The 26,675-nt window shown below is 43.0% G+C and carries 26 protein-coding genes; 17 read left to right on the top strand and 9 right to left on the bottom strand.

Annotated elements, in window-relative coordinates; all coding sequences use genetic code 11:
• The first annotated feature begins 151 nt into the window (after window positions 1-151).
• Window positions 152-709: a shikimate kinase gene (locus C6Y02_RS14440; protein WP_106031566.1), complete on the top strand. Its 558-nt coding sequence runs from the start codon at window positions 152-154 to the stop codon at window positions 707-709.
• A 37-nt stretch (window positions 710-746) separates the two neighbouring features.
• Here the strand turns inward: C6Y02_RS14440 and C6Y02_RS14445 are convergent, their stop codons facing one another.
• Window positions 747-1,520: a class I SAM-dependent methyltransferase gene (locus C6Y02_RS14445; protein WP_106031567.1), complete on the bottom strand. Its 774-nt coding sequence runs from the start codon at window positions 1,518-1,520 to the stop codon at window positions 747-749.
• Window positions 1,521-1,636: 116 nt separating this feature from the next.
• Here C6Y02_RS14445 and C6Y02_RS14450 point away from each other — a divergent pair, with 116 nt between their 5' ends.
• Window positions 1,637-2,536 (top strand): LysR family transcriptional regulator, encoded by a 900-nt coding sequence (locus tag C6Y02_RS14450; RefSeq protein ID WP_106031568.1) that lies wholly within the window; start codon window positions 1,637-1,639, stop codon window positions 2,534-2,536.
• A gap of 45 nt (window positions 2,537-2,581) precedes the next feature.
• Here C6Y02_RS14450 and C6Y02_RS14455 read toward each other — a convergent pair whose 3' ends face one another.
• The gene (locus tag C6Y02_RS14455; RefSeq protein ID WP_106031569.1) at window positions 2,582-3,367 is read right to left on the bottom strand and encodes a carbon-nitrogen family hydrolase; all 786 of its coding nucleotides are present in this window, start codon (window positions 3,365-3,367) and stop codon (window positions 2,582-2,584) included.
• Between the two features lie 234 nt (window positions 3,368-3,601).
• Between C6Y02_RS14455 and C6Y02_RS14460 the strand changes: the two genes are divergently transcribed.
• Window positions 3,602-4,558, top strand: a complete 957-nt coding sequence (locus C6Y02_RS14460) for an acetylxylan esterase (protein WP_106031570.1) — start codon at window positions 3,602-3,604, stop codon at window positions 4,556-4,558.
• A 33-nt stretch (window positions 4,559-4,591) separates the two neighbouring features.
• Here C6Y02_RS14460 and C6Y02_RS14465 read toward each other — a convergent pair whose 3' ends face one another.
• A complete protein-coding gene (locus C6Y02_RS14465; protein WP_012008865.1) occupies window positions 4,592-4,906 on the bottom strand; it encodes a hypothetical protein in 315 nt (104 codons plus the stop codon).
• 90 nt (window positions 4,907-4,996) lie between these two features.
• Between C6Y02_RS14465 and C6Y02_RS14470 the strand changes: the two genes are divergently transcribed.
• From C6Y02_RS14470 to C6Y02_RS14490, 5 genes are all read left to right on the top strand, one after another.
• On the top strand, window positions 4,997-5,767 hold the full coding sequence (locus tag C6Y02_RS14470) for a nucleotidyltransferase domain-containing protein (protein ID WP_106031599.1): 771 nt from the start codon (window positions 4,997-4,999) through the stop codon (window positions 5,765-5,767).
• 160 nt (window positions 5,768-5,927) lie between these two features.
• Window positions 5,928-6,845, top strand: a complete 918-nt coding sequence (locus C6Y02_RS14475) for a proline dehydrogenase family protein (RefSeq protein ID WP_034664177.1) — start codon at window positions 5,928-5,930, stop codon at window positions 6,843-6,845.
• 23 nt (window positions 6,846-6,868) lie between these two features.
• Window positions 6,869-8,416, top strand: coding sequence for an L-glutamate gamma-semialdehyde dehydrogenase (pruA, locus tag C6Y02_RS14480; RefSeq protein WP_060595502.1), 1,548 nt, complete (start codon window positions 6,869-6,871; stop codon window positions 8,414-8,416).
• A 125-nt stretch (window positions 8,417-8,541) separates the two neighbouring features.
• A complete protein-coding gene (locus tag C6Y02_RS14485; RefSeq protein WP_106031571.1) occupies window positions 8,542-9,774 on the top strand; it encodes a PucR family transcriptional regulator in 1,233 nt (410 codons plus the stop codon).
• A 113-nt stretch (window positions 9,775-9,887) separates the two neighbouring features.
• The gene (locus C6Y02_RS14490) at window positions 9,888-11,186 is read left to right on the top strand and encodes an arsenic transporter (protein ID WP_060595504.1); all 1,299 of its coding nucleotides are present in this window, start codon (window positions 9,888-9,890) and stop codon (window positions 11,184-11,186) included.
• Window positions 11,187-11,232: 46 nt separating this feature from the next.
• Here the strand turns inward: C6Y02_RS14490 and C6Y02_RS14495 are convergent, their stop codons facing one another.
• Window positions 11,233-11,910 (bottom strand): amino acid ABC transporter permease, encoded by a 678-nt coding sequence (locus C6Y02_RS14495; protein ID WP_034664171.1) that lies wholly within the window; start codon window positions 11,908-11,910, stop codon window positions 11,233-11,235.
• 12 nt (window positions 11,911-11,922) lie between these two features.
• Window positions 11,923-12,795, bottom strand: a complete 873-nt coding sequence (locus tag C6Y02_RS14500) for a transporter substrate-binding domain-containing protein (RefSeq protein WP_106031572.1) — start codon at window positions 12,793-12,795, stop codon at window positions 11,923-11,925.
• Window positions 12,796-12,976: 181 nt separating this feature from the next.
• Between C6Y02_RS14500 and C6Y02_RS14505 the strand changes: the two genes are divergently transcribed.
• Window positions 12,977-13,306 (top strand): YckD family protein, encoded by a 330-nt coding sequence (locus C6Y02_RS14505; RefSeq protein ID WP_106031600.1) that lies wholly within the window; start codon window positions 12,977-12,979, stop codon window positions 13,304-13,306.
• 49 nt (window positions 13,307-13,355) lie between these two features.
• Here the strand turns inward: C6Y02_RS14505 and C6Y02_RS14510 are convergent, their stop codons facing one another.
• The gene (locus C6Y02_RS14510) at window positions 13,356-14,120 is read right to left on the bottom strand and encodes an MBL fold metallo-hydrolase (RefSeq protein ID WP_106031573.1); all 765 of its coding nucleotides are present in this window, start codon (window positions 14,118-14,120) and stop codon (window positions 13,356-13,358) included.
• Between the two features lie 115 nt (window positions 14,121-14,235).
• On the opposite strand from C6Y02_RS14510, the gene C6Y02_RS14515 reads away from it, so the two are divergent.
• Both C6Y02_RS14515 and C6Y02_RS14520 read left to right on the top strand, forming a co-directional pair.
• Window positions 14,236-14,652 carry an Lrp/AsnC family transcriptional regulator gene (locus C6Y02_RS14515; RefSeq protein WP_034664465.1) on the top strand — a complete coding sequence of 139 codons (417 nt, stop codon included), beginning with the start codon at window positions 14,236-14,238 and terminating at the stop codon, window positions 14,650-14,652.
• A 28-nt stretch (window positions 14,653-14,680) separates the two neighbouring features.
• A complete protein-coding gene (locus C6Y02_RS14520; RefSeq protein WP_066031346.1) occupies window positions 14,681-15,487 on the top strand; it encodes an AAC(3) family N-acetyltransferase in 807 nt (268 codons plus the stop codon).
• 1 nt (window position 15,488) lies between these two features.
• Here the strand turns inward: C6Y02_RS14520 and C6Y02_RS14525 are convergent, their stop codons facing one another.
• From C6Y02_RS14525 to C6Y02_RS14535, 3 genes are all read right to left on the bottom strand, one after another.
• Window positions 15,489-15,875 (bottom strand): competence protein ComJ, encoded by a 387-nt coding sequence (locus tag C6Y02_RS14525; protein ID WP_106031574.1) that lies wholly within the window; start codon window positions 15,873-15,875, stop codon window positions 15,489-15,491.
• 120 nt (window positions 15,876-15,995) lie between these two features.
• Window positions 15,996-17,693 carry a methyl-accepting chemotaxis protein gene (locus tag C6Y02_RS14530; RefSeq protein ID WP_106031575.1) on the bottom strand — a complete coding sequence of 566 codons (1,698 nt, stop codon included), beginning with the start codon at window positions 17,691-17,693 and terminating at the stop codon, window positions 15,996-15,998.
• A gap of 126 nt (window positions 17,694-17,819) precedes the next feature.
• Window positions 17,820-18,248, bottom strand: coding sequence for a NucA/NucB deoxyribonuclease domain-containing protein (locus tag C6Y02_RS14535; RefSeq protein ID WP_034664156.1), 429 nt, complete (start codon window positions 18,246-18,248; stop codon window positions 17,820-17,822).
• Window positions 18,249-18,615: 367 nt separating this feature from the next.
• Here C6Y02_RS14535 and C6Y02_RS14545 point away from each other — a divergent pair, with 367 nt between their 5' ends.
• From C6Y02_RS14545 to C6Y02_RS14570, 6 genes are read left to right on the top strand one after another with little or no spacing between them, the layout of a single operon-like run.
• A complete protein-coding gene (locus tag C6Y02_RS14545) occupies window positions 18,616-20,685 on the top strand; it encodes a hydantoinase/oxoprolinase family protein (protein ID WP_106031576.1) in 2,070 nt (689 codons plus the stop codon).
• Entirely contained in the window at window positions 20,675-22,660 is a 1,986-nt protein-coding gene (locus tag C6Y02_RS14550) for a hydantoinase B/oxoprolinase family protein (protein ID WP_060595511.1), read from the top strand. The genes C6Y02_RS14545 and C6Y02_RS14550 overlap by 11 nt, the downstream gene beginning before the upstream one ends.
• Window positions 22,657-23,742 carry an ABC transporter substrate-binding protein gene (locus tag C6Y02_RS14555; RefSeq protein WP_034664150.1) on the top strand — a complete coding sequence of 362 codons (1,086 nt, stop codon included), beginning with the start codon at window positions 22,657-22,659 and terminating at the stop codon, window positions 23,740-23,742. Before C6Y02_RS14550 ends, C6Y02_RS14555 begins: the two co-directional genes overlap by 4 nt.
• Before the next feature lie 8 nt (window positions 23,743-23,750).
• Window positions 23,751-24,842, top strand: coding sequence for an ABC transporter ATP-binding protein (locus C6Y02_RS14560; RefSeq protein WP_106031577.1), 1,092 nt, complete (start codon window positions 23,751-23,753; stop codon window positions 24,840-24,842).
• Window positions 24,842-25,711: an ABC transporter permease gene (locus tag C6Y02_RS14565; RefSeq protein WP_060595513.1), complete on the top strand. Its 870-nt coding sequence runs from the start codon at window positions 24,842-24,844 to the stop codon at window positions 25,709-25,711. The genes C6Y02_RS14560 and C6Y02_RS14565 overlap by 1 nt, the downstream gene beginning before the upstream one ends.
• Window positions 25,704-26,507, top strand: a complete 804-nt coding sequence (locus C6Y02_RS14570) for an ABC transporter permease (RefSeq protein ID WP_106031578.1) — start codon at window positions 25,704-25,706, stop codon at window positions 26,505-26,507. The genes C6Y02_RS14565 and C6Y02_RS14570 overlap by 8 nt, the downstream gene beginning before the upstream one ends.
• The last annotated feature ends 168 nt before the right edge of the window (window positions 26,508-26,675 follow it).

Raw genomic sequence — 26,675 nt, forward strand, 5'->3', positions numbered from 1 at the left:
TGAAGAACTTATTCCAAAGAGGGTAGGTTCTTTTTTCTATGCAGATGATCTACGTATAATTTTTCAAATTGCCTATCTTTTCGCGCGCCATTTATCATATAATAGATACATTATGTAGCATTCCTTGTCGTAAGGAGGACGTGTCACGAATATGAAAAACAATAGAGAAATCCCTGTGAGACAGCGAAATATTGTCCTCATTGGCTTTATGGGTGTTGGGAAAACAACCATTGGGCAGCTGGTTGCCAAAAAGCTATATAGAGATTTTATTGATGTGGATCAGGAGATTGAGAAAAAGTATAACATGACGATTCCTGAGATCTTTCAGCAAAAAGGAGAAGCATTCTTCAGGCAGGCTGAAAAAGATTATATCGTCGATTTATGTGAGCATACACAGCTAAAGATCGTTTCTCTTGGAGGCGGTGCATTCAAACAGGAAGAAATCAAACGCGCCTGCTTGAAGCATTGTACGGTTCTTTTCCTTGATTTATCTTGGGAGAATTGGAAACAGCGGCTTGATATTTTGATTGAAAACCGCCCTGTTCTTCACAACCGGACGATTGACGAGATGAAAGAGCTGTTTGAAGAGCGCCGGGAAATATATGCCCTTCATAACTCAAGAGTCGAAACAGATCATCTAGAAGCTGAGGAAGTCGCCAATTATATTGTGGACACACTCAAGCTTGGCTGGGATTTATACTCGAAATAAAAAAGTCTACCAACGAGGGTAGACTTTTTCTATAAGTTCAATTCTTCATTCCTTGAATGAGTGCAGCTTTTAAACAGAAGGAAATAGGCTGCTGCTGTGCATCGAATTGAAGTTGAAACAGCTGCTTTGTATCAGGGTCTGCGAATTGAAGATGGGAAACGATCTCTTTTTGAACATTCTCTGGTGTGCGTCCACGCATCATCCAGTCCTGATAATCAATTTGCAGATCCCAGTAACGCTTCTCTTTTTGAGTCAGTTGGTTGGCAGCGAAGAGCTCTTTCCATTCTGATAACGAGCTTTCTCGCACATGAGAAGGATATCTGAGTCTATTTAAGTGATTAATGAATGAATCCTGTGCAGTGTTTTCGGGTGCGTAATGATCGACGAGCAGGAATGTGCCGCCTTTTTTTAAGACACGGCTGATTTCAGACATGGCTGCCGGCAGGTTTGTAAAGTGGTGAGCGGCAAATCGGCACGTCACGATGTCAAATGATTCATCAGCGAAGGGCAGTGCTTCTGCGGCTGCCCGCTCAAAAGTAATATGTTTCAGTTGGCGTTCTTCCGCAAGTGCTGCTGCAACCTCGATCATTTTTTGCGTGACATCAATGCCGATTCCTTTAGAAATGATATCTGAAAAGGAAAAAACGGTATGTCCTGCCCCACAGCCGATATCAAGTAAATGCTCGTGACCCTTCGTATTGGCTGTTGCTTTCATCCATTCCAGCTCTTCTCCGGCTGCAAATATAGGTGAATCTCGATAGTTCTCGGCATTTTGTGAGAATTGGTTTTCGGCTTTAGCATATGGATTCATTTCTTCTCCCCCTTTGTTGTCTCTTTATCGTAAAATTCATTTTGTTATTTGTCTAAGACATAAAAGATATGACATGAATAGTTAAAACCTATGAGGTGATGAAAGTGGATATACGAATGATGGAATATGTCATGGAAGTGTACCGGCAGAAAAGTTTTACAAAAGCAGCGGATCAACTTCACATTGCACAGCCTTCTTTAAGCCAACAAATGAAGAAGCTGGAAGAGGAATTAGACACACCCCTCTTTATTCGAAAGTATGGACAAGTCACGCCCACACCTCAAGGGAGTCGATTCATTAAAAGGGCTGAGAACATTTTGAAGGAAAGAGATGATTTGCTGCGTGAAATGGGAGAAGCAGCTTATGAAGTGGGGAAAGAGCTGAACATTGGAGCGCCAGCAGTCACAGGGGGCTATGTCTTGCCCGGTTTATTAAAAACCTTTTGTCAAACGTATCCTCATGTTCACGTTCAACTAATAGAAGAATCACCTCGTGAGCTAGAAAAACTTCTATTGGCTGGAAAGCTGGATTTGGCTATTTTATCTATGCCTGTCGAGCATGAATCATTGAAAACGAAACACATGCTGACAGAGCCGCTTCTTCTCGCAGTTCCGCAAACTGCCCAGCCCTGGTCAACAGATGAATTGAACGAAATCATCAATCAAGCAGATCAGAAAGGGTCTGTTCCGTTTCGCCTTCTGGAAGACGCCGCATTTATTATGCTGAAAGAGGGATATGGCTTTCGGCAAGTGGTCATGGAACTATGTCTTCATCATGGTTTTCAGCCGAAGCTTACCTTTGAAACAAGTCATATTCAAACAGCGCAGGCATTGGTCAAAAATGGACTAGGTGTGACAGTTGTGCCGAAAATGGTGGCACAAGAGGAAAGGAACGAAGTCGCTTATTTGAAAATTGATTCATGCCCAACCCGCACTCTTGTGTTTGCATATGTGGAAGAAAGGTATTTAACGAAAGCCGCTCAAGCCCTAATGGACCTTTACCAGAATCAAGCTTAAACAAACGTTTAATTAAATGCAAAAATCAAGGGAGCACCCTGCTTTCTAATAGATATCCAGACGCTGATCCGTCATCACAGGAATTTGCTGTCTCACTTCATCCACTAGCTGAAGATCAATTTCCGCATAATAAATGTCTTCCTCATGGCTTGTTTCAAGCAGAATACGGCCAAGTGGATCAATCACCATGGAGTGGCCAGGGAATTCAGTGTCTCTGCTTGTGCCTGTTCTGTTAACAGCAATCATAAATGACTGGTTCTCAATCGCTCTTGCGATGAGCAGGCTGCGCCAATGGTCCACTCTTGCTGACGGCCATTGGGCGGTATTGATGAGCACTTTCGCCCCTTTGTTTACAAGTGTTCTGGAAAGCTGCGGAAAGCGAAGGTCGTAGCAGATCATCGCCCCAATCTTCACATCCTCATCATAGTCAAATAAACCAAGCTGGTCACCAGCGGTTAAATAGTTGTGCTCATCCATTAAGCGAAATAAATGAATTTTGTCATAATCAACTAAAAGCTCACCTTGGCGGTTAAAGACATACATCGTGTTGGTGATCCTCTCATCTTCTGTGCGCTTGTTCAATACACTTCCAGCAATGAGAACGACTTGGTTCTTACGGGCAAAGGAAGAGAAAAGCTGTTTTGTGCGTTCACCGTTTACATCTGCAAGCTGGTCGGCTTGTTCAAGAGCGTAACCAGTATTCCACATTTCGGGTAAAATGATCAGATCAGGCTGCTGGCGGATCGCTTCTTGTAAAAACGCTTCTGCTTTTTGAAAGTTCACATCAGGTTCTCCAATTTGAACGTCCATTTGGACAAGGGCGATTTTCATACAGGTTCCTCCTTTATTCGATGGTGTAAATGTGAAAATCCATGAATGTCTATCGATTTGTTTTGCCTGAGAACATCTAGTCTTCAAGCCAGTTTCTTTATCATAAAGGTTTCAATCTTCTTTGCCAATAGAAATGTCAGAAGGTTTTGTCTTTTGTAGTGAAAATGACTTTCTAAGTCAAGAAAACAGTGATATGATACTCATAACTAATAAAACAAAGGGGAATAGTATGGTATGCAATTGTTCGATTTACCACTAGAAGAGCTAAAAGTATATAAACCGAAGAAAACAGCACGACCTGATTTCTCAGACTTTTGGAAGGCGTCGCTCGAAGAACTGCGCCAAGTGGAGGCAGAGTCAGCACTTGAACCTTATGATTATCCAGTGAAAGGCGTCAAGGTGTACCGCCTGACGTATCAAAGCTTTGGTCATTCTCGAATTGAAGGCTGGTATGCGGTACCAGATCAAACAGGTCCGCATCCAGCGCTCGTTCGTTTTCATGGCTATAATGCCAGCTATGACGGCGGCATTCACGACATCGTCAACTGGGCACTGCATGGCTATGCGACATTTGGTATGCTCGTCCGCGGTCAAGGCGGCAGTGAAGATAAGACAGTGACACCAGGCGGGCAGGCTTTGGGATGGATGACAAAAGGCATTTTATCGAAGGAGAACTACTATTATCGAGGTGTTTATTTAGATGCGGTTCGTGCACTCGACGTTATTCAGTCCTTTCCGGAAGTGGATGAACACCGTATCGGCGTGGTGGGTGGAAGCCAGGGAGGTGCACTGGCGGTTGCAGCTGCGGCACTTTCAGACATTCCAAAGGTCGTCGTGGCAGATTATCCTTACTTATCAAATTTCGAGCGTGCAGTGGATGTGGCATTGGAGCAGCCTTATTTAGAAATCAATTCATACTTTCGAAGAAACAGTGATCCAGAAGCGGAAGAAAAGGTATTTGAGACATTGAGCTACTTTGATTTGATCAATTTAGCCGAATGGGTGAAACAGCCCACATTGATGGCCATCGGTCTGATCGACCAAATCACCCCGCCATCTACTGTGTTTGCGGTATACAACCATTTAGAAACAGATAAAGATTTAAAGGTGTATCGCTACTTTGGACACGAGTACATCCCGGCTTTTCAAACAGAGAAGCTTGCCTTCTTACAAAAGCATTTAAGGATCTAAAAGAACAGAGGCCGCTCTAGGAGGGCCTCTTTTTTAATAGCTCGTATTCTGTCTCGTTTTTTCATCAGGCACTAACGCAGTGATAATCAGGGCAAGGGCAGTGATGATATGAAGAATGAATCCGAGAATCGGAATCCAAGCAAGGCAGGATGTGACAATTCCGATGATGCTTCCAATCATTGGTCCCTGGTCTCGCTTCGATAAGACGAGTGTGATAATATGCAGAATAAGCATGACCATGAGCGGTGAATAGCCATTGCTGATAACGAATAGACCTCCGATCACAGGGATGGCAAGGCAGGCTTCAAAAATCCCGGTGATCCATTTCATAATGCGAGATATAGACATCAGATCCAACTCCTTTTTTATATGTCTTATTCGTATTTTCCCAAAACGTGAAGAAGTCATGCAGAATTCTATAGAAAGAGTTGATGGATGTTGAGAGAGAGAATCAAGGAAGAGCTGAAAATCATCGAAGAAACGTATGACGTAAAGATTTGCCTCGCCGTTGAATCAGGTAGCAGGGCATGGGGATTTCCCTCGACTGATAGTGATTATGATGTTCGTTTTTTATATGTTCCCCGGAAAGAATGGTATTGGGCGATGCAAGAGCATCGTGATGTCATTGAACGACCGATTGATGACGTGCTTGATATCAGCGGCTGGGAGCTTAGAAAGGCACTTCGCTTATTCAATAAATCAAACCCATCCATCATGGAATGGCTATCTTCTGACATCATCTATGCTGAATCTTTCTCTTTGGCAAAGCAGCTAAGAGAATTAAAGGATCGAGCGTTTTATCCTGCAGCATTGATGTATCATTACCTCAATATGGCGAAGCGGAATGAAAGCCGGCATTTACGAGGGGAGCAGGTGCGAATCAAGAAGTATTTCTATGTGCTTCGTCCGCTATTTGCCTGTCAGTGGATTGAACGCTACCGGACGGTTCCGCCGATGGACTTTCATGAACTGCTCGAGGAGCTAGTGGAGGAAGGCCCGCTTTTAACAGAAATTCACGAGCTGCTCAAACGTAAAATGGACGGAGAGGAAATGGATGTAGAGAACCGTCTCGCCTATGTCCATCCATTCATCGACAAAGAGCTGGCGCGTTTTGATGAATTGGTGAAAAGCTACAATCAGCCGAAAGACAATCTCACGCAAGAATTAAATGAGCTGCTGCAGTCTACCCTTGATGAGGTGTGGGCGTAGGAGGGAAGAGCCAGCCGGATAGCGGCAGGCTCTTTTTTAACTCTTATTGTGATAAAACCACAAAAAAAGTCAGAATTTTTGTCATCTTCAAATATTGTAGCGGACAGCTTATGAGCCTTACAATAAAGACATAGCTTACAAAGAGTGGGAGGTGCCCTTTATGGAGTCGGTCACAAGAAATTTCTTCTTGTTTTTGTCAAAGAGCAGTCTCTTGAACCATATTGCTCGTAATTGGGGAAGTGCTGTTGCATCTAAGAAAATCATCGGTGGGAAGGATTTTGAGAGCGCTATCTCTGTCATCAAACGATTAAATGATCAAGGGATGGCTGTAACAGTTGATCACCTTGGTGAGTTTGTCACAAAGGCAGAGATTGCAAATGAGCGGACGAATGAGTGTATTCAAACCATTCAGCGGATTGCTGAGGCGGGACTCAATTCCCACGTGTCACTCAAAATGACATCACTCGGCCTGGATATTGACGATGACCTTGTGTATCGCAATATGAAAAGCATTTTAGATACGGCAGAGAAACACCGTATCATGGTGACAATCGATATGGAGGATGAACAGCGCTGTCAAAAAACGCTGGACATTTTTAAAGAGATGAAATCTCAATATGAGTATGTCAGTACGGTCCTGCAGGCGTATTTGTACAGAACAGAAAAGGATCTTGATGACCTAAATGAGCTTCAGCCATTTTTAAGACTTGTAAAGGGTGCCTATAAGGAATCCGCTGAAGTGGCGTATCCAAACAAAAAAGACGTCGATCAGAATTATCAAAAGCTGATCGAAAAGCAATTACTCACAGGGAACTATACAGCCATTGCGACACATGACGATCAAATGATCGAGTTTACGAAAAATATTGTGAAAAAACACAATATACCGACAAGTCAGTTCGAATTTCAAATGCTGTATGGCATGAGGTCAGAAACGCAGCAGGCACTTGTGAAAGAGGGCTATCAAATGAGGGTCTATACCCCGTATGGACGAGAGTGGTATGGCTACTACATGAGACGTCTTGCAGAACGGCCGGCAAACATTGCCTTTGCTTTAAAAGGGATGACGAGAAAATAATTTGAAACGGGAGCGTGACAAAGATGACAACACCTTACAAACATGAACCATTCACGGATTTTAGCCAGGAAGAAAACCGCAAAGCGTTTGAACAAGCATTAGCAAAGGTAACAGAATCACTTGGTCAAACCTATCCGCTCGTGATTAATGGAGAAAGAATCGAAACGAAAGACCAGATTATCTCGATCAATCCAGCGAAAAAGGATGAAGTCGTTGGAACCGTATCAAAGGCCGGGAAAGAAGAGGCAGAGCAAGCGGTTCAAGCTGCGGCGAAAGCATTTGAAACTTGGCGCTATACGTCTCCAGAAGAAAGAGCCAGCGTCATATTCCGTGCTGCGGCAAGCATTCGCCGTAAAAAGCATGAGTATTCAGCCCTTCTTGTAAAAGAAGCAGGTAAGCCTTGGAACGAAGCGGATGCAGATACAGCAGAAGCAATCGACTTCCTTGAATACTATGCCCGTCAAATGCTGGAGCTGGCGAAAGGCAAACCAGTGAACAGCCGCGAAGGGGAACGCAATCAATATGTTTACACACCAACTGGCGTGACGCTCGTCATTCCGCCGTGGAACTTCTTGTTTGCCATTATGGCAGGAACAACAGTAGCACCAATCGTTACAGGGAACACAGTTGTCTTAAAACCAGCGAGTGCAACTCCTGTGATTGCGGCACGTTTTGTGGAAGAGCTTGAGCAAGCAGGTCTTCCAAAGGGTGTGGTGAACTTTGTACCAGGAAGCGGAGCAGAGGTCGGAGATTACTTAGTCGATCATCCGAAAACAAGCCTGATTACATTCACTGGCTCAAGAGAAGTAGGGACACGTATCTTTGAACGCGCGGCAAAAGTACAGCCAGGTCAGCAGCATTTAAAGCGCGTCATTGCTGAAATGGGCGGTAAAGATACAGTGGTTGTAGATGAGGATGCAGACGTCGAATTAGCGGCTAATGCCATTTTCACATCAGCCTTCGGTTTTTCAGGTCAGAAATGTTCGGCTGGATCTCGGGCTGTCGTCCACGAGAAGCTGTATGACCAAGTGGTCGAGCGAGTGAAGGAAATCACAGAAACAAAAACAACAGCGAATCCTCTTTCTGCGGATGTCTACATGGGACCTGTCATTGATCAAGCGTCCTTTGACAAGATCACGGATTATATCGAGGTGGGCAAGGAGGAAGGCCGCTTAGTGACTGGTGGAACGAGTGATGATTCGGAAGGATACTTCATTCACCCAACCATTTTTGCAGATCTTGAGCCAACATCTCGCTTGATGCAAGAAGAAATCTTCGGACCAGTCTTGGCCTTCTCGAAAGTGTCTAGCTTTGATGAGGCACTTGAAGTAGCCAACAACACGGAATATGGTTTGACAGGTGCTGTCATTACCAATAATCGTGATCACATCAACCGTGCGAAGCAGGAGTTCCATGTAGGGAATCTCTACTTTAACCGTAACTGCACAGGAGCCATCGTGGGATACCACCCATTTGGCGGATTCAAAATGTCAGGAACCGATTCAAAAGCAGGCGGTCCAGATTACCTAGCTCTACACATGCAGGCGAAAACGATTAGTGAAATGTTTTAAGATGGAAAAGCATGAACCTGTGCACACGGGTTCATGCTTTTTTTGCTTGTCTACGACTTGTTTCTATACAAATCTGTCCGGAAAGAAGTATGATAAATGTATTACTTAATCAGGGAGCAATCGGGATGGAAGAGATATTAGAAAAGCTTCATACATTTTTTGATGTCGATAAGTTAATTGCATTTATTAGCGGGTATTTAAAAAAACCAGTCATTTTAGAAAGCACAGAGTGCCAGCTCCTTGCTTATAATTCTTACAGCATACAGCAGTTTGACCCAGTCAATCAGCAAACGATTTTCTCAAAGGAATGTCCAGGGTCTGTAGTCGATTGGTTAAAGAAAACAGGGGTCATCGAGCGGCTTCACAAGGAGTCAAAGCCTTTTTATGTGAGCGGTCATGACGAGCTCGGGTTTAATCGGCGGGTGGCTGTGAGCGCCAAGCATAAACAAGAAGTTGTGGGCTTTATTTGGGTGCAGGACATTGAGGATTCCCTCTCTCAGGAGGAGCTGCAATTTTTGCACGAAGCTTCCTTTCAAGTGGGAAAAGTGATTTATAAGAATAAGAAACAGCTGGAGAAAAAGGAAGGCAAGATTGAAGAATTTTTCAAAAAGGTCATGGATGATCATTTTTATACAGAAGAAGAACTGAAGTGGGAGGCTGAGAATTTAAGTATCCCATTGCCGGCAGTATTTACTGTCATGGTCGTACATGCTGCCGATAACAAAAGTGAGACGGCAGAAGACGTGAAGGATGTCATTCGAACGTATTTGCAGCTAGAAGATAAGGTGAATCACGTATACTCCGTTCAAGCCGACATTGTCGTGATATTGGGCAGCTTGTCAGACCGGCACTCACCGAAAGCAACTGCTGCCGACGTCATCGCTCATCTGCAATCGAAAACGCATGCCCATCCTTCGCCGCTGTATATCGGGATGGGAAGAGAGTATCGAGATGTCATGAAAATGAGTACAAGTCGATTTGAAGCGATAGAGGTCGTGAAGGCTGTGAAAATTGTTGGGGGACAAGAGCTGATTCCATATGATTACGAGAATCTGGGGGTTTTCCGGTTCTTAGACTCGATTTACAGCCATCAAAAAAAGAAAAATGATTTCAATCCAGATTTGTTACGTTTGAAGGAAAAAGACCGTGACAGCCAAACTTCTTTTTTAAAAACGCTTGAAGTCTACTTATTGAATAACTGCAAGCTAAAGCCTGCTGCAGAGCAGTTGTTTATTCATCAAAATACATTAAACTATCGAATGAAACAAATCTTTGATATGACCTCAATCGATTTAAGTCACTTCAGCCAGCGATGTGAGTTATTTATTGAATTGATGCTGATGAAAAAAGATCAATAGTCATCGAATCCGCAGGTGCCCGGGATCACCTGCGGGTTTTCATGTGAAAATGGCATACAACTGCTGCGTTACGTTGTATGATAGATAAGGATTTTATGAAAGGGGGGCCACCTTTGGGAGCAGTCACCTTGGCCATTTTGATTTTTATCCTGACCCTCGTCCTTGTCATTTGGCAGCCAGGACGTTTAACCATTGGATGGTCAGCATGTGGAGGCGCCATTCTTGCACTTGTCTTTGGTGTCGTTCATCTGGGCGATGTGTGGGAAGTGACGCATATAGTATGGAACGCGACATTTGCGTTTATTGGCATCATTATTATTTCGTTAATTTTAGATGAAATTGGGTTTTTCGAATGGGCTGCACTGCATATGGCAAAAGCCGCAAAAGGGAACGGTGTCCGCATGTTTATTTATTTAACATTGCTCGGCGCTGTCGTGGCTGCTTTTTTTGCGAACGATGGAGCGGCACTGATTCTGACCCCGATCGTCTTGTCTGTGGTGAGAGCGTTAAAGCTGGATGAACGGATGATCCTGCCTTTTGTGATGGCGAGCGGCTTTATTGCAGATACAACCTCCTTGCCATTTGTGATTAGTAACTTGGTTAATATCGTATCAGCCGACTATTTTCATATTGGATTTCTAGAATATACAGCAAACATGTTCGTGCCAAACCTTGTGTCGCTTGGAGCGAGCATGCTAGTGCTTTATGTGTTTTACCGGAAGCTCATCCCAAAAACATACGATCTGTCACAAGCGAAAGAGCCGGCATCAGCTATCCGAGATATCCGCATGTTCCGCTTGTCTTGGTATGTGCTTGGCTGTCTGCTTGTCGGTTATTTTGCAGGGGAACTCATTGGGGTTCCGGTCTCCATCATTGTGGGCGGTATTGCTCTTGTCTTCTTGTGGCTGGCGAGAAGAAGTCCGCAAGTGGCGACAAAACGCGTCATAAAAGAAGCACCGTGGTCCATAGTCTTTTTCTCAATTGGCATGTATGTCGTCGTATATGGACTAAAGAATGTCGGTCTCACAGAAATATTGGCGGCATGGATCGAACAAGGCGCATCGCATGGCTTGCTTGCGGGAACGATGTTTATGGGCGTGCTTGCCGCAGTGCTGTCCTCTGTCATGAACAATCTGCCCACTGTGTTAATCGATGCGATTGCGATCGGTCATACAGATACAGCAGGCGTCATGAGAGACGGACTGATTTATGCCAATGTCATCGGCTCCAACCTTGGTCCGAAAATGACCCCTATCGGCTCATTGGCGACATTGCTGTGGCTTCATGTTCTCAAGAAAAAGGGCGTCCATATTTCTTGGGGTGCATACATGAAAGCCGGAATCATCCTGACCATCCCAACCTTGATCCTTACTTTACTAGGGTTATATGTGTGGTTATGGCTGATACATTAAAGCTAAATACAAAAGAGAGCAGATCCATGAGATCTGCTCTCCTTTATTACAGATATTTCGCATAGCGCTTTTCTAAAAAGTCTTGAAGCAATGAGACTACGCTGCAAATGCCCCAGTATATGAGTGCGACCAAAATATACATGGTCATATAATCGAATTCGCGTCCACCTACAATTTTTGCTTGCTGGAAGAGCTCGGGTACAGTAATCATCGCAGCCAGTGAGGAGGCTTTGATTAAATCGAGCATGACATTGGTTAAAGGCGGCAGTGCGATGCGGACAGATTGAGGTAAAATGACACCGCGCATCGTTTGCCAATAGCTGAGACCTAGTGACTTGGCAGCTTCCACCTGTCCACTCGGAACAGAGGAGAGGGCCGCCCGGTTGATTTCTGCAATATAGGCAGCGCTATTGAAGCTGAACCCAATAATGGCAGCGGTGACCGCTGTAAACTCAATCCCGATATAAGGGAATCCAAAATAAAGAATAAACAAAATCACCAGAATGGGCACGCCTCGCATGAATGAGATATACAACCGTGCAGGCAGGCGAAGCATCCACGTGTTCGCCATTCTGGCAAGCGCAATAAAAAAGCCAAGAATTGTACCAAAAAACATGCTCACAAAGGAAATGAGCAGCGTCAGCCAGATGCCTTTCATGACAAATGGAAATGACGCCTTTGCCAGTGCAGGATTAAATATATATTCTAAATGAATATCTCCCACGATTGCGGCTCCTTATTTAGAAATGTCGACATCTTCGACATCAGCATCTATTTTCTTTGAGACGTCTGCATGATTAAAGAATTTTTCGGAAATCTTTTTCATGGTTCCGTCTTTTTTCATGTCTTTTAAGACACGATTTAATTCTTTTTGAAGCTCTGTGTTGTCTTTCTTCATCACAAAACCTTGTTCGTTTGGCATGTATTTTAAGTCAGGGTGAATCGTAATATTTAGTTTCGGGAATGCAGCAAGAGCTAGTGTCTGCAAGTAATAATCATTTAGAATGACATCTGTACGACCATTAGCGACATCCTTTAAGTATTGCTCGTTTGTCGCATTATCATAAATGACTTCCTTCGCACCGTACTTGCGAGCGACATCCATGTAAATCGTTGTGGCAGCTCCAGCTGCTTTCTTTCCTTTTAAATCTTTTAACGTCTTAATGCCAGACAAATCATCTTTTCGTACGATCGCCGTGCCATAGGAATATTTATAAGGAGTTGAAAAGGCAAACTTATCTTTTCTGTCATCTGTGATGTCAATGTCGTTTGCAGCGGCATCCACTTGACCAGAATTAATGGCGCTCAGCATGCCATCATAGCCCATTTCTTTAAATTCTACTTTCACATCAAGGCGTTTAAACGCTTCTTTGACCACTTCCACTTCATAACCAGTCAATTGATCCTTGCCATTAGATGTATCATGATATGACGTTGGATAAAGGGTGCCTGAAGTAGCAACCACGATTTTCCCTTTCTTTTGAATCTCATCCCACTTTGAATCTCCAGACTGAGAAGAGCTTGATTGACTGCAAGCAGACATGACAAGTATGAAAGCAGACACAACAAGCATCAACCATATCGATTTTCTATGATAAAAACGACTCATTTAAGAATCCTCCTCTATTTTTTATACAAAACAAAACATAGCACGCTTTTTCTGTTAGGACAACGTTTTCAGAAGAAAAGCGAAAAAGTAAGAATATTATGTGCAATTTGCGTGGTGAAATAATGTATAAAAAAGGAAAGTGCGTACAAAATAATTGCGAATAAAGGAGGGAATAACAATGATGAAAAAAGTAAGTGGCTTAATCATATTATCGATGATGCTGTTGTCTGGTTTTTATATGGAAACAGCTTATGGTGAAACACCCCAAATGGAAAAGCGTCCAGTAACGCATCAAGTAAAATTAACGACAGAACAACAAAAACAAATTGAAATGCTTGAGCAGCAAATTCTTTCTAAACGAAAAGAAGTGATTGAGAAATACGTTCAATATGGTGTGTTAACAAAGGAACAAGGTACACATATTACCAAACGAATGGATGAGCATTACAATCATTTGGAAAATAACGGATTTGTTCCATTGCTGAAAAAACCACAGCACCATCGACCATAATGATGAAACCGGCAGCGAGGTGCCGGTTTTTTATTATTTATGAATCTTTTCAGAAGGTGAGACTTTCACCATCTTTAGGGATAAAAATGGCTTGATCTGCATGATGCTCCTGAATGTAAGCTTGTAAAGAAGCTCTTGTTAGCAAGCAATGGTTCACTGCCTCAAGGTGACAAGCGACAATTTGTGCTTTTGGCTGAGAACGGTGAACGTCTAAAATATCTTCCTTCGTCATGGTAATCGGATCGCCTTCTAAAAATTGAGCAGCTCCGCTATTAACCACAATGACATCTGGCTTGCATGTATTGACAACCTCCTTCGGCTCATCACACCAAATGGTATCACCTGCAATGTAAAGGGTAGGTTCATCAGGGTGAGAGAAAACAAAACCGCTGACCTGTCCCATCCGCTTCGCAGTTTCTCCTGTCCCATGCTGTCCACCTGTCCGCTTAATATGAACACCGCAAATGTCTATTTCATCTTCAATGCATGTGACATGCTGGAAACCGGCTTCTTCAACTTCTTTTTTGTCATTCTCCGATTGCGTATAAATGGGCTGGTCTTGAGCTAATTTTTGTTTTGCCTCGTCATCAAAGTGATCCACGTGCAAATGAGTGAGTAAGACAGCATCTGGGTGTAACATGTTGTCTAAGTCAATGTTTACAGGCAGATCAACAATAGGATTGTTCAAATGTTGATTGGCTGTATGAGGAAACGGTGGATATGTTCCTTTTGCTGCTAAAAAGGGATCAATGAAGAAAGTTGCCTGACCATATTGAAGGTATAAAGTAGCATTCCGAATGAGCGTGATTTTCATGAAAAGGCCTCCTTTTTTTCTGATTAAGTTTACAGTATATTAAAAGAGTTCCATATGACAGAGGGTAATGAAAGTCTTTCAGCAGAAGGACTTGATTTTTGAAAGAGGTGAGTCAATGTTAGACCAAACCGATATGGATATATTAAAAGAGCTCTCTAAAAACAGTCGATTGACCATGAAAGCGCTAGGTGAAAAAGTTCATTTAACCGGTCAAGCTGTTGCAAATCGTGTGTTAAAGCTTGAAGAAGAGGGTGTGATTGAAGCATATACCATTTCGATTGACTGGCGGACTCAAAAGACCATCCAAACATTTATGCAGCTCTATACCCGCAGTCATCATCACGAACCACTTCTGTCGTTTCTCGACCAACAGGAAGAGATCAAGAACTTGTTTAAAATAAGTGGTGAGGGCTGTTATATGGCTGAAGGCCATTTTTCCAGTCATGATGAACTGGATCTGTTTTTAACGGAGCTGACAAATTACGCAAATTATAAACTGTCTATTGCGGTTAAACGTCTCATTCATCAGTAATAGAAGAGACGCAGGAGGAAAAGGAACGATGAAAAAATTAATCAAAAATCAAGCTGAACCGATGACAAAGGAAAGAATCAAAGCAGACTTGGTTCAACTTGGTGTGAAAAAAGGCATGATTTTATGTGTTCACTCATCTTTATCATCTATCGGCTGGATAAACGGAGGCGCTGTTGCCCTCATACAAGCATTGATGGAAACCTTATCAGAAGAGGGGACACTGATCATGCCGGCACAAACGTTAGAGCTTTCTGATCCCGCTGATTGGATCAATCCGCCTGTTCCTTTTTCGTGGTGGAAATCGATCAAAGAGACGATGCCTGCATTTGATCCAGCATACACGACGCCAACAGCAATGGGAAAGGTAGCGGAAACGTTTTGGAAATACCCAGGCGTGGCGAGAAGCAATCATCCTCATTTTTCATTCACAGCCTGGGGCAAAAGGAAACATGAGCTTCTGAAACACCACGCACTTTCTTTTGGATTAGGAGAACATTCGCCTCTAGCCCGCATGTATGATCTTCAGGCTCAGGTGCTGCTGATTGGTACGTCATTTGAGAGCCTGACAGCTTTCCATCTTGCTGAATATCGCATCCCTCAGCAAGACCTCATGACAAGAGGAGCCCCCATCTTAGAAAATGGATGGAGGGTATGGAAAGAGTACCAAGATATTATCACAAGAGAAGAACTATTTGAGCAGATCGGTCGTGATTTTCTACAATCAGGAGGCACTCATGATCACGGTCAAATCGGACTTGCCAGTTCATATTTATTGCCGGTGAGAGAATCAGTAGACTTTGCGGAAAAGTGGCTTGATTTGTACGATCAGTCGTGATCTACACAGTTTGGAAATTTATATGATAAAGGTCTTGATCAGGCTGCTGTGAGGTATAGCAGGTGAGCTGATAGTCTCCCTTTGGAATAGGGAAAGATAGCACCTGAGCCATGACGCTTGTGATATAAACTTGATCGCTTGCATGCGTAAAAGGCACTGTAACTATTCTGTCAGCCGAGGCTGGGGGCATATCGCTATTTAAAGTTACGGTAACAGATGCTTTTCCGTTGTTGACCCCTTCAAAGGACACACCCTGATCTCCCATGGCGAATCCTTGAAGAATGTCATCATCTGACCAATCAATCACAGGTGGTGTTTTGCTTCCGGTGTATACGGTGATTTGGTGATAAGAGATAGATAGGGAATAGGCTTGGTTTAACTTATTCATTTAAAAAACTCCTTTATACATAGATTTTCGTTGGAATGTGAATGGTTGAAAGAATGATTCTTGAAGAGAATGTTAGGCAGCAAGACGATTGTCGCCGTCTTGCGCTTCTATTTGAGGAATCTAGATGTGAAATTGCGAAACCATTGCTTTTAAATCTCCTGCTAAATGGGCAAGAGCTTCTGATGATGCTGTTACTTCTTCCATTGAGGCAAATTGTTCTTCTGTTAAACCGGCTACTTGCTGTGAATGTTCACTCGTTAGTTTAACGCCTTCTGTGATAGTGGCAAAGGATTGTTTCGCATCGTTTGTATAAGCTGCGATTTTTTGTGATGCACTAGATAAATGCTTGATGCCATCTGCCATTTCTCTCATTGACTGTTGAATATCAATAAATGATTCTTCTGTATGAGAAATAAGTACAGTCCCTTGAGCCGCTTCCTCTTTTACTCGTTTGATGGCATTCGTCGAATGAGTCATCTCTTTTTGGATTTCAGAAATGAGATGGGAAATCATGTTTGATGATGCTTGAGATTCTTCAGCGAGCTTTCTCACTTCGTCTGCGACAACCGCAAAACCTTTTCCATGCTCGCCTGCTCGTGCTGCTTCAATTGCTGCGTTAAGAGCAAGCAGGTTTGTCTGATTAGCGATGTCTGTAATAACATTGGAAATATGATCAATTTCAGCTGAACGTGTTTCTAATGCTTGAACGGCTGTCCCATTTTCCTCGATTGATTTTGCAATAGATGTCATTTGTGAGTTTACTTCCCCAATATTCTGTACACCTTTTAGGGCCATTTCTTGTGCAAATTGACTTCTTGAAGCCATTTGTTCCGCATTTTCCGTGATGTTTGCCAGCTCGTTAGATACTTGAATCATCGTGTGCTCACTTGTTGTCATTTGAGCTGATTGTTCTTCTGATGATTGAGCTACTTCTTGAATACTGTGGGTGATTTTTTCTGATGCTGCACTTGTTTCTTCTGCGCTAACTGAAAGCTGCTCAGATGAGGTGGCCACTAATTCAGATGTGTTCATGACATTAAGAATGGTTTGATTTAATTTTTCTCGCATCTTATTGAAATGACCAGCCAGGTCAGACAGTTCATCGCCTGCCGTATCCGACACATTGATGGTTAAATTTCCTTCGCCTGCACTTTTAATGGCAGAAGCTATGCACTTGAGGCGTGACTGAAACCGCTTTGTGAAAATAGAAATAATGATAACTGCAACAATTAAACTTAACAACAGAACAATGACAAATTGAATATAGAATGACTGAAGCATTTGTGAAATCATGCTTTGATTGGCGCCCGTATAAAAAATACCAATCGTTTTGCCTGCTTCATTTTTGATCGGCATATAAGCCGTTTGATAGTCTTTCCCGGCAACATTTGCTGTGCCGTAATAGTTTTCTCCTTTATCTAATACAGTGGCCTTCACTTCAGGTGAGACTTCTGTACCGACAGCTCGTTTTCCGTTTAACATGACATTCGTCGCGACACGGGTATTCCCTTGGAAAATTGTGATGGTATCATCGGTATATTCAGCTAATTGGTCAACCAATGTATCATGATCATTGATTTGGGTATCCCCTTTATAAAGCTTGCCATCTTTTATCTGCCACGAGCCTGCCACTTTTTCATCTAGGTAGGCATAGCCTAGCTTTAAATCACTTTTTGCTTTTTCAGTGGCCATGTGCTTGATGTTTTCTGTCATTTCACGATTCACCACATAACCAACAACTGCTGAAAAGATGATGAGGACACTTAAAAAGATCAGCAAAATTTTTGCACCAAGCCTCAGTTTTCCCTTTTTCTTCATGCTTTTTGACTCCTTTAGGTATAAGGTAGGTTAAACCTCCTTAAGGATTATCGGCATGAAAAAAATGTTTGAAATACCTGTATGCAGTTACGAGAAAATTTTTTTAGATAGAAAAAGGAAATGGCGTTAATCGATGATAAATTGTATTCTTGTGCCGTCAGGATCATCCGATAATTGATGACCGACCCATGAGCCTGCTCCCCTATTATCTGAAGGACTGATATATTTGACAGAAGCTCCTGTTCCTCCTTCCTTACACATCGCCATCGGCCATTCGTCCCGATCATACCCGCGCTTTGTTGGGATGCCATGAAGTGATTGGTCTCTCTGTTCATCGCTATGTTTACGGTCAATCGTACATACGGATGAATGGCCTTCATCAATTGCCTCTTCTATGTGCTTCGCGGTTTCTGGGTAACGATCTGATGGGAAGTGAATGGTTTTGTCATAAGATGAATTCGTCGTCTCTTGTTTACTTTGCTCCAGCTGAATATAGCCTGTTGCTACACCAACGACGATTAGTAAAAGCAAGAGAATGATTTTAAGAAGTTTCATAGATGCTAGCTCTCTTTCTTGTTTGCGTATTTTGTAAACAGAAGTATAGCAGAATTACTTACCAATTTCTCCTGGTTTTGAAAAAACGCCTTTTAAAGTTCGAAAAACGGTTTTTATCCGTTTTCTTGCTTTTTATATTTGTAAAAATTCATAAAAATTTTAATTTTGCTGGTCAAAAAAAGATTATGCTTTATCAAAATGGCTTTATCACTGCTTTTTGGGCTAATTTCAAGAATTTAACACACAGAAATTTTAAAAAAATAAAATTGACTAGACCGATATGCTTTAATAATATGGAGTCAAATATCAAAAAATGTCGTAATTTATCAAAATATGATTCTATTTACATTGCAGGAGGGGAGTACAAATGGCGGATGTCTCTTATCGGCTTGGTATAGACATAGGAGGAACATTTACTGATTTATCGCTGATGAATGAAGCAACAGGGGCGCTGACTGAACTCAAAACACCCACAGTGACTGACGACCCAGCCCAGGGAATTATCAATGGGCTAAAACTTCTAAAAGACAGGGGTGTTGATTTATCTAAAATCCAATATCTCGTACACGGAATGACAATCGGTCTTAATACATTATTGCAGCGGAAAGGAGCAGATTTAGCCCTTTTTGTGACGGAAGGCTTTCAAGACATATTGTCACTACAACGTTTACGGTTACCCATTCCTTATGACTTCAATTCTCGTTTGCCGGAACCATTGATACCACGAAAGCATGTATACCCAATCTCTGAAAGGTTGATACACGATGGTACGATCAAAAAACCTCTCCATCTGCAGCAATTAGATCATGCTGTCCAGCAGGTCATGTCTAAAAGGCTAGCAGGTATTGTCATTTCTTTTTTACATAGTTATCAAAATCCAGTTCATGAATTACAGGCAAAAGCCTATATCAAACACCATTATCCGCAATTAGAAGTTCTTACTTCATCTGAATTATGGCCTCAAATGAGAGAATACGAGCGTACTGTGATGTCTGTTGTCAATTTGTACATTCAACCAAAGGTAAAACAGTATTTACAAACATTGAAAAGCCGTTTGAAGGAAGAAGGTGTACCAATTTCTCCATACATTACACAATCAAATGGTGGTTTAATGGATGCAGAAAGTGCAGCAACCTCACCTGTTAAAACACTTTTTTCTGGTCCAGCAGCTGGTGTCATTGGTGCGGCAAGAATCGCAGCCTCTGCAAACGAATCCAACCTGATCACTTTTGATGTAGGGGGGACGAGTGCAGATATCTCCATTATTCAAAAGGGGCAGCCTACAATGGCTCAGTCTAATCAGCTTTCAGGTTTTCCTATCATTCTTCCATCTGTTGCGATGTATTCAATAGGGGCAGGCGGAGGTTCTGTCGCGTGGATTGATCAGGGCGGGCTTCTCAAAGCAGGACCAGAATCAGTTGGCTCACAGCCGGGACCAGCTTCGTATGGTAAGGGAAAGAAAGCCGCCTTAACTGATGCGTTCCTCATATGCGGTTATCTCAATCAAGAGCGTTTTGCCGGAGGACATTTACAACTACAGCTGTCCGCGGCGGAAAAGGCCTTTCAGCCAATTGCTGACCAGCTCAACAAAACGGTAGAAGAAGCGGCTGACCAGCTGATTCAAGTAGCTGTCGCCAATATGTACACAGAATTAAGCAATGTCATGGAGCAGCAGGGGTTTGACCCAAGAGATTTTAGTTTACTAGCGTTTGGCGGAGCAGGACCGGTTGTGGCGAATTTCCTTGCGCGAGAAATCCATGCGAAAAACGTGGTCGTTCCTCCAGGTCCAGGAACATTATGTGCATTAGGTGCTCTGACCGCTGATTTTATTCATGATGCGGTGCTGTCGAAGAAAATATGCTTACAAGACTACTCGATAGATCAACTAAAACAAGATTATGAGATGCTTTCGCGAAAAGCGGCTGATTGGTTCAGTCGGCAGAACATTCAGCATATTAAACAGACATCCATTCTATTATTGGCAGATGCACGTTATCAAGGACAAGCCTTTGAGATTGAATTACCATTATCAGCTGAATGGCTGAAGCAAGAACAAGATATCCACCAACTCATTGAAGCCTTTCACAAACTGCATCAGCGTCAATATGGTCATAGAGATGATCAGGCGAACATCGAGTTTACTCATTTACGAGTTCGAGTCATAGGCGAGACGCCGCCGCTGCCTTTCACACCTGTTCATGAAAGCAGCGGACAATCTTTGAAGCCATATGAATACAGGCGAATCTTTATAGAAGAAAAAGAACATGAAGCAGCTATTTATTACAGAGATACTTTGTCAGTAGGTTCTGTCATCAATGGACCTGCCATTATTGAGCAGGATGATACGACAACATTGATTCTGCCAAATTGGACAGGCAGCATTGATCAATCAGGGAACTTGGTGATTTCAAGGGAGGCGGCTTTACATGAGAACTGATCCAGCAAAGCTTGAGATGATGCGCAGTTATTTTAATGCAATTGCGTCTGGCATGGGACATGTCATTGAGCGGACGTCTTTTACGACTTTCGTCAAAGAATCAGCTGACTTTGCGACAGCGTTAGCCACGCCTTCTGGAGATTTCTTTGTTTATCCGAAGACAGTGGGTGTAACGATCTTTTTAGGGCTGAGTCTTAAAAAAGCGATTGAAGAGAGCGGGGCGATGCAGCCGGGAGATATTATCATCACAAATGACCCTTATACGACAGATGGTTTAGCGACTCACCTGCCGGATGTCCATATCATTAAGCCAATTTTCGTAGATGGTGAAATTGTCAGCTATGCTTGGTCTTTTGTTCATGTGAGTGATGTGGGCGGACTTGTGCCCTCGAGTATTTCACCGACAGCAACAGATGTCCATCAAGAAGGATTAAGAATCCCGCCAGTGAAAATTTATGAAGGCGGGAAAGAGAATCAGGTCGTTCGTACCTTTTTAAGAGCCAACAGCCGAGCCAGTCATTTAAATGATGGGGATATCAATGCGATGATTGCTGCAGTAAATACAGCAGAAATTCGGTTAAAAGAAATGATCGGCAAATTTGGAAAAAATGAAGTGAAACAAGGAATGATGGACCTGCTGAAGCAAGCTGAGATTCGTGCAGGAAAGGTCATTGAAGCCATTCCGGATGGAACGAGTGAATTCGCTGATTATTTAGATGATGATATGATCTCGGATGTGCCGATCCGATTGAAAATCAAGTTAACGGTCAAAGGAAAGCGGCTGACGCTGGATTTCTCTGAGTGTGACCCGCAAGTGAAAACAGCTTTTAACCTTGTCACTAATGGTCAGAAGCATTCCTTCCTATATCAAGGGTTGATTAATTACATTATTAGTAAAGATCCCTTTATACCGATTAATGGCGGAATAACATATCCAATTGAAGTGATTTCACCTAAAGGGACGCTGGTGCATCCAGAATACCCGGCCTCTGTTGGTATTCGGCATTCGATTACGATGAGGCTGTATAATGTCGTGCTAGGCGCCATTGGTAAGCTGTTACCTGAAGCAGTGCCGGCAGCAGGTGCAGGTCAATCTGCTATTGTTGTTCTCTCTGTTCCTGATGATCAAACAGGTGGCAGGAAAATGTCTGTTGTCGAACCATTAGGCGGAGGCGGCGGTGCTCAAAATGGAACGGATGGAGTAGATGGCATTGATCATTCATCTGGCTTTTTGAAAAATACACCCATTGAGAGTTTAGAACAGCATATTGATATTCATGTTCACCGATATGAGCTTTTGCCGAACACAGGCGGGGCAGGAGAAAACAGAGGTGGACATGCGATTGGTTTGGAATTTGAAATGATCAAGCCTGAATCTATGGTGACCGCACGAGGAATGGAACGAATGAAGTTTCAGCCTTGGGGGTTAATGGGCGGCCGAGCAGGAGCTGTTGGTGAGGTCAAGCTGATCACAGCAAAAGGTGAAAAACAAGACCAGCCAAAAATAGATGTTCTGCGTCTTGAAAAAGGCGATATTGTGCAATTAATATCACCAAGTGGAGGCGGCTGGGGAAATCCATTTGCTAGAAATAAAGAAAAAGTCCTTCAGGAAGTGGAAGCAGGTCTATTAAGTGAAGAAAGAGCGCTGCAGCAATATGGCGTTAAAGTGTATCTAGACCAAAATGAATGGAAGATTGATGAAAAGCAAACGAATAAGCTTCGTGAAAAGGTTGATCATCCTGCTGATATCATGTGGGATTTCGGAGAACACAGAGAAGCTTATGAGAAAGTATGGACGGATGAAGCCAGCAGCGAGCTTGCCGTGCAGCTGCGTTCTTACCCAGCTAATGAACGTACGCATTATAAACATGCAGTTCATCAACATTTCAGTCATAGAAATGAGCCGTTAACAAAGAAAGATATTATTCAAGCACTTCGTCATATGGATGGACAAAAAGGGGGAAATCAATCATGAAAAGAAGATTAATCACTATTTTTGCAGGTGTACTATCAATGATTCTACTGCTGACAGCTTGCGGTGGAAATGGACAGGATCAAGGTAAACAGCAGCAGACTGTGATCGTTGGCGTATACGGAGGCGATTGGGAAAAGAATATCAAACCAATCCTCGAAAAGTTTGAAAAAGATACGGGAATTAAAGTCCAAACCGTCTCTGGAGCGGATTCTGAATGGTTTACGAAATTAAAAGCGTCCAATGGAAAAAATCCACCGTATGACCTGCTTATTTTACAGCCTGATACGATTCAAAGAGGCATTGCAGCAAATGTCCTTGCGCCGATTGACGAAGAGCAAGCACCGAATGTCAAAAAACTTTACCGTTCTGTCCAAAAGAAGCTCACTATTGATGGGAAACAATATGCAGCAGGTTTTAGCATGGGGCAGCTAGGAATTGCTTATCGAAAAGATCTTGTGAAGCAGGAACCAAACAGCTGGACAGACCTATGGAGCAGTCAGCTAAAAGGGAAGGTGGCGATATCATCTCCGACTTATTCAGCTGGTTTGCAATTTTTCTCTGCGCTTGTCCATGCTCAAGGTGGGACAGAATCAAATCCTAAGGATATTGATAAAGCCTTTAAAAGCCTTTCACAATTAAAAGGACATGTAGCTGCTTTTCCAGATAATCCAGGGTCTATTCAAACCTTGTTAGAACGTGGTGACGTGGCAGCAGTTCCATATTGGGATGGACGAGTATTTGCACTTGAAGAAGAAGGAATGGATATTGGTTTCTCATATCCGAAAGAAGGCGCTGTTGCAGCTGTTGCGAGCTGGGCTTTAACGAAGGGAAGTCAGCATGAAGAAGCGGCTTACAAACTATTAAACTATTTAAGTGGAAAAGAAGCTCAGGAGGCTTTCTCGGAAAAATCTTATTATGGCATGTCGAATTCTGATGTGAAATACGGTGACAAGATTAAGGGGAAGGTCAAGGTTGGAGAGAATTATTATAGCAAGCTGACTTGGGTAGATTACGAAACAGCAACTTCAGAGCTTGGCAATTGGACAAATCGATGGAACGAAGTATTAGGCGGAGGAAAATAGGTGATCGCATGAGTGGAATCCATTTAGAACATATCAGCCAGCATTTCGGTGAGCAGATTGCTCTTAACGATGTCAGTCTTACGGTGAATGAGGGAGAGTTTTTCTCCCTTCTTGGCCCTAGCGGCTGCGGAAAATCAACGTTATTAAACATCATTGGCGGTTTTTTAGAGCCAACAAAAGGTGTCGTCTATATTGGTGATCAGGATGTGACGACTTTACCGCCTTATCAAAGAAAAACGGGTATGGTCTTTCAAAGCTATGCACTCTTTCCGCATCTGACCGTATTTGATAATGTGGCGTACGGGTTAAAGGTTCAAAAGAAAAAGAAGGCAGAAATCAAAGAGAAAGTAATGGAATGTTTGTCTCTTGTGCAATTAGAGGCGTTTGCGAAACGTATGCCGCATCAATTAAGTGGTGGACAGCAGCAACGGGTAGCGATTGCAAGGGCGCTTGCGATTCAGCCGTCTGTTCTTCTTCTTGATGAACCGCTCAGTAACCTAGATGCAAAACTTAGAAAAAATATGCAGACAGAGCTTCGAAATATTCAAAAGAATGTCGGAATTACAACCATCCTCGTGACCCATGACCAAGAGGAAGCATTAAGCCTTTCTGATCGGATTGGGATTTTAGGTGAGGGAAGAATCCAGCAGATTGGGACGCCTTTAGAGGTGTATCGCCAGCCAAACAATCGATTTGTTGCTGAATTTATCGGACAGGTGAACCTATTTGAAGCAGTATATGATGAAGCTAAAGCTGCATTTATCGTTCCTCATTTAACCCAGTCAAACGGGCAGCATGTTGAGTTAAAGGCTGCGGCACACCAAGAGAAGAAGGGGAATCATTTACTCATGCTCCGTCCAGAAAGAATCAGCATATCTTCTGAGGGGGAAGACGTTCAGCCCAACCATGTATCAGGCGTGCTGGCAAATGTCAGTTATATTGGTCACTCATTACGTTTGGTGGTGGGGCTCGATAGCGGTGAAATGATTGTCCATGCTTCTGATGCAGCATTTCCTGAACTGCCGAAAGCTGGAGAAGCAATTCATATCAATTGGCAGCCTGAAGATATCGTTTTCCTAGATTCGAAGGTGCATACGTGATGCGTATCAAGAAAAAGAATCAGCGATTTCATTGGTTCATGCTGCTGCCTGCGTGTTTGTTTCTTGTTGTATTTCTTCTAGCGCCGCTTGTGATGATGTTCGTCCTCAGTTTTCGCGATGTGGATTCAATGATGAATACATTACAAACATATAGCTTTTCTCAATATATTCATGTGTTCACGACAGATGCGTATGTGAAGGCGATTGGAAGTACAGTGTGGGTAGCCTTGCAGACAACGGTGATTTGTTTATTGATGGCATACCCCGCAGCATACGTGCTCGTCAAGGCACCTCATCCGCGTCTGCGGGCATTTTTCTATATCTTACTTGTTTCGCCGCTTTTGACAAGTGTTGTGATTCGGACGTTTGCATGGATTGTCCTTCTTTCGCAAAATGGTCTGATCAATGGCATGTTATTAGATTTACATGTGATTGAGAAGCCGCTCTCTATGCTGTGGAATATGAATGCGGTGATTATTGCTTATGTTCAGGTCATGCTGCCTTTTGCAGTGCTGCCTATCGCGACGAGCTTAACCGATATGGATCGTCATTTACGACCGGCTTCTATGAGTCTAGGAGCTGGACGTATTCGAACCTTCTTTCATGTGACCTTTCCACTGACCATTCCAGGTATGGTGACTGGAGCTATTATTGTCTTTTCACTGGCGGCTGGGAGCTATATCACCCCGCTGTTAGTCGGCGGAAGGATGCAGCCTCTGCTGCCGCTGTCTATTTATCAGCAGGTCATGCAGGTGTATAACTTGCCTCTTGCTGCAGCGATGTCCTTTACGTTATTGGTTTGTGTGCTTGTGGTGGTCAGTTTATTAAGCTATCTATTGAAGCGTTGGGAGGCGAGGATGCATGCGTAAAAAATCATTAGGTGACCGCTTGCTTTCAATCCTGATTTGGACTGCTGGGTCATTGGTTTATCTCTTTTTAACCATACCTGTTCTTGTCATCGTCTTATCTGCTTTTAGTCCAAATGCCTTTCCTGAATTTCCACCGACTTCGTTCTCCGTTCGTTGGTTTCAAGAGGTCGTGTCGAATCCAGAATGGATGGAGTCTCTGCGTATCAGTGTGATATTGCTATTCATCGTAACGCCGCTCACGGTTCTTTTAGGCACGATGGCTTCGTATGCTTTAGCAAGGCTTTCCTTTAAGGGAAAGGAGGCCATCCAAGCCTTCATTTTGTCACCACTTATGATTCCTCAGGTAGTGTTGGGGATTGCCATGCTTTATTTGTTTACGGCTATGGGGTTTACGGGATCTTTGTGGGCGCTTGTCATAGGTCACGTCATTATTGGCTTTCCCTATGTGGTTCGAACAGTAGGCGTCAGTGTCTCGAATTTGGACCCGCGGCTTGAGCTAGCTTCAATGAATCTTGGCGCAGGACCCATTCGCACATTCTTTCGAGTGACGCTGCCTTTGATTAAGCCAGGAATTATTGCAGGCGGGGTGTTTTCAGCTGTGACGTCATTTGGGGAAATATCGATCAGTTTGTTCGTTTCCTCTCCCCAAACCATTACGATTCCCATCAGGACGTTTAATTACATTGAGCAAACCTTTGATCCGAGTGTCAATGCGATATCTGTCATATTTATTATCATTTCTATCATTGCGTTGCTCATCATTGAGAAAACGATTGGCCTGTCTAAGGTGATGTAAATATAATGAAGAAACAAGGGAGCTGTCATTTGAAATGGCAGCTCTTTTTGTGTTGTTTTTACGGTAAATATTTTCAATTTTTCAGGGAATATAGTTCTTAAGATTTAAGAAATTTTGGAGAATGAAAGGAGACCTCTATCCTGCATTTTCGGTCATATTTGCAAATTT

Origin of the sequence: Bacillus sp. NMCC4, assembly GCF_002998555.1 — a bacterium.
Lineage (GTDB): Bacteria > Bacillota > Bacilli > Bacillales > Bacillaceae > Bacillus.

Bases quoted from the DNA above. Each gene is read 5' to 3' on its own strand.
- C6Y02_RS14440 (WP_106031566.1), top strand. From the start codon at position 152: ATGAAAAACAATAGAGAAATCCCTGTGAGACAGCGAAATATTGTCCTC.
- C6Y02_RS14445 (WP_106031567.1), bottom strand. From the start codon at position 1,520: ATGAATCCATATGCTAAAGCCGAAAACCAATTCTCACAAAATGCCGAG.
- C6Y02_RS14450 (WP_106031568.1), top strand. From the start codon at position 1,637: ATGATGGAATATGTCATGGAAGTGTACCGGCAGAAAAGTTTTACAAAA.
- C6Y02_RS14455 (WP_106031569.1), bottom strand. From the start codon at position 3,367: ATGAAAATCGCCCTTGTCCAAATGGACGTTCAAATTGGAGAACCTGAT.
- C6Y02_RS14460 (WP_106031570.1), top strand. From the start codon at position 3,602: ATGCAATTGTTCGATTTACCACTAGAAGAGCTAAAAGTATATAAACCG.
- C6Y02_RS14465 (WP_012008865.1), bottom strand. From the start codon at position 4,906: ATGTCTATATCTCGCATTATGAAATGGATCACCGGGATTTTTGAAGCC.
- C6Y02_RS14475 (WP_034664177.1), top strand. From the start codon at position 5,928: ATGGAGTCGGTCACAAGAAATTTCTTCTTGTTTTTGTCAAAGAGCAGT.
- pruA (WP_060595502.1), top strand. From the start codon at position 6,869: ATGACAACACCTTACAAACATGAACCATTCACGGATTTTAGCCAGGAA.
- C6Y02_RS14485 (WP_106031571.1), top strand. From the start codon at position 8,542: ATGGAAGAGATATTAGAAAAGCTTCATACATTTTTTGATGTCGATAAG.
- C6Y02_RS14500 (WP_106031572.1), bottom strand. From the start codon at position 12,795: ATGAGTCGTTTTTATCATAGAAAATCGATATGGTTGATGCTTGTTGTG.
- C6Y02_RS14505 (WP_106031600.1), top strand. From the start codon at position 12,977: ATGAAAAAAGTAAGTGGCTTAATCATATTATCGATGATGCTGTTGTCT.
- C6Y02_RS14510 (WP_106031573.1), bottom strand. From the start codon at position 14,120: ATGAAAATCACGCTCATTCGGAATGCTACTTTATACCTTCAATATGGT.
- C6Y02_RS14515 (WP_034664465.1), top strand. From the start codon at position 14,236: ATGTTAGACCAAACCGATATGGATATATTAAAAGAGCTCTCTAAAAAC.
- C6Y02_RS14520 (WP_066031346.1), top strand. From the start codon at position 14,681: ATGAAAAAATTAATCAAAAATCAAGCTGAACCGATGACAAAGGAAAGA.
- C6Y02_RS14525 (WP_106031574.1), bottom strand. From the start codon at position 15,875: ATGAATAAGTTAAACCAAGCCTATTCCCTATCTATCTCTTATCACCAA.
- C6Y02_RS14530 (WP_106031575.1), bottom strand. From the start codon at position 17,693: ATGAAGAAAAAGGGAAAACTGAGGCTTGGTGCAAAAATTTTGCTGATC.
- C6Y02_RS14535 (WP_034664156.1), bottom strand. From the start codon at position 18,248: ATGAAACTTCTTAAAATCATTCTCTTGCTTTTACTAATCGTCGTTGGT.
- C6Y02_RS14545 (WP_106031576.1), top strand. From the start codon at position 18,616: ATGGCGGATGTCTCTTATCGGCTTGGTATAGACATAGGAGGAACATTT.
- C6Y02_RS14550 (WP_060595511.1), top strand. From the start codon at position 20,675: ATGAGAACTGATCCAGCAAAGCTTGAGATGATGCGCAGTTATTTTAAT.
- C6Y02_RS14555 (WP_034664150.1), top strand. From the start codon at position 22,657: ATGAAAAGAAGATTAATCACTATTTTTGCAGGTGTACTATCAATGATT.
- C6Y02_RS14560 (WP_106031577.1), top strand. From the start codon at position 23,751: ATGAGTGGAATCCATTTAGAACATATCAGCCAGCATTTCGGTGAGCAG.
- C6Y02_RS14565 (WP_060595513.1), top strand. From the start codon at position 24,842: ATGCGTATCAAGAAAAAGAATCAGCGATTTCATTGGTTCATGCTGCTG.
- C6Y02_RS14570 (WP_106031578.1), top strand. From the start codon at position 25,704: ATGCGTAAAAAATCATTAGGTGACCGCTTGCTTTCAATCCTGATTTGG.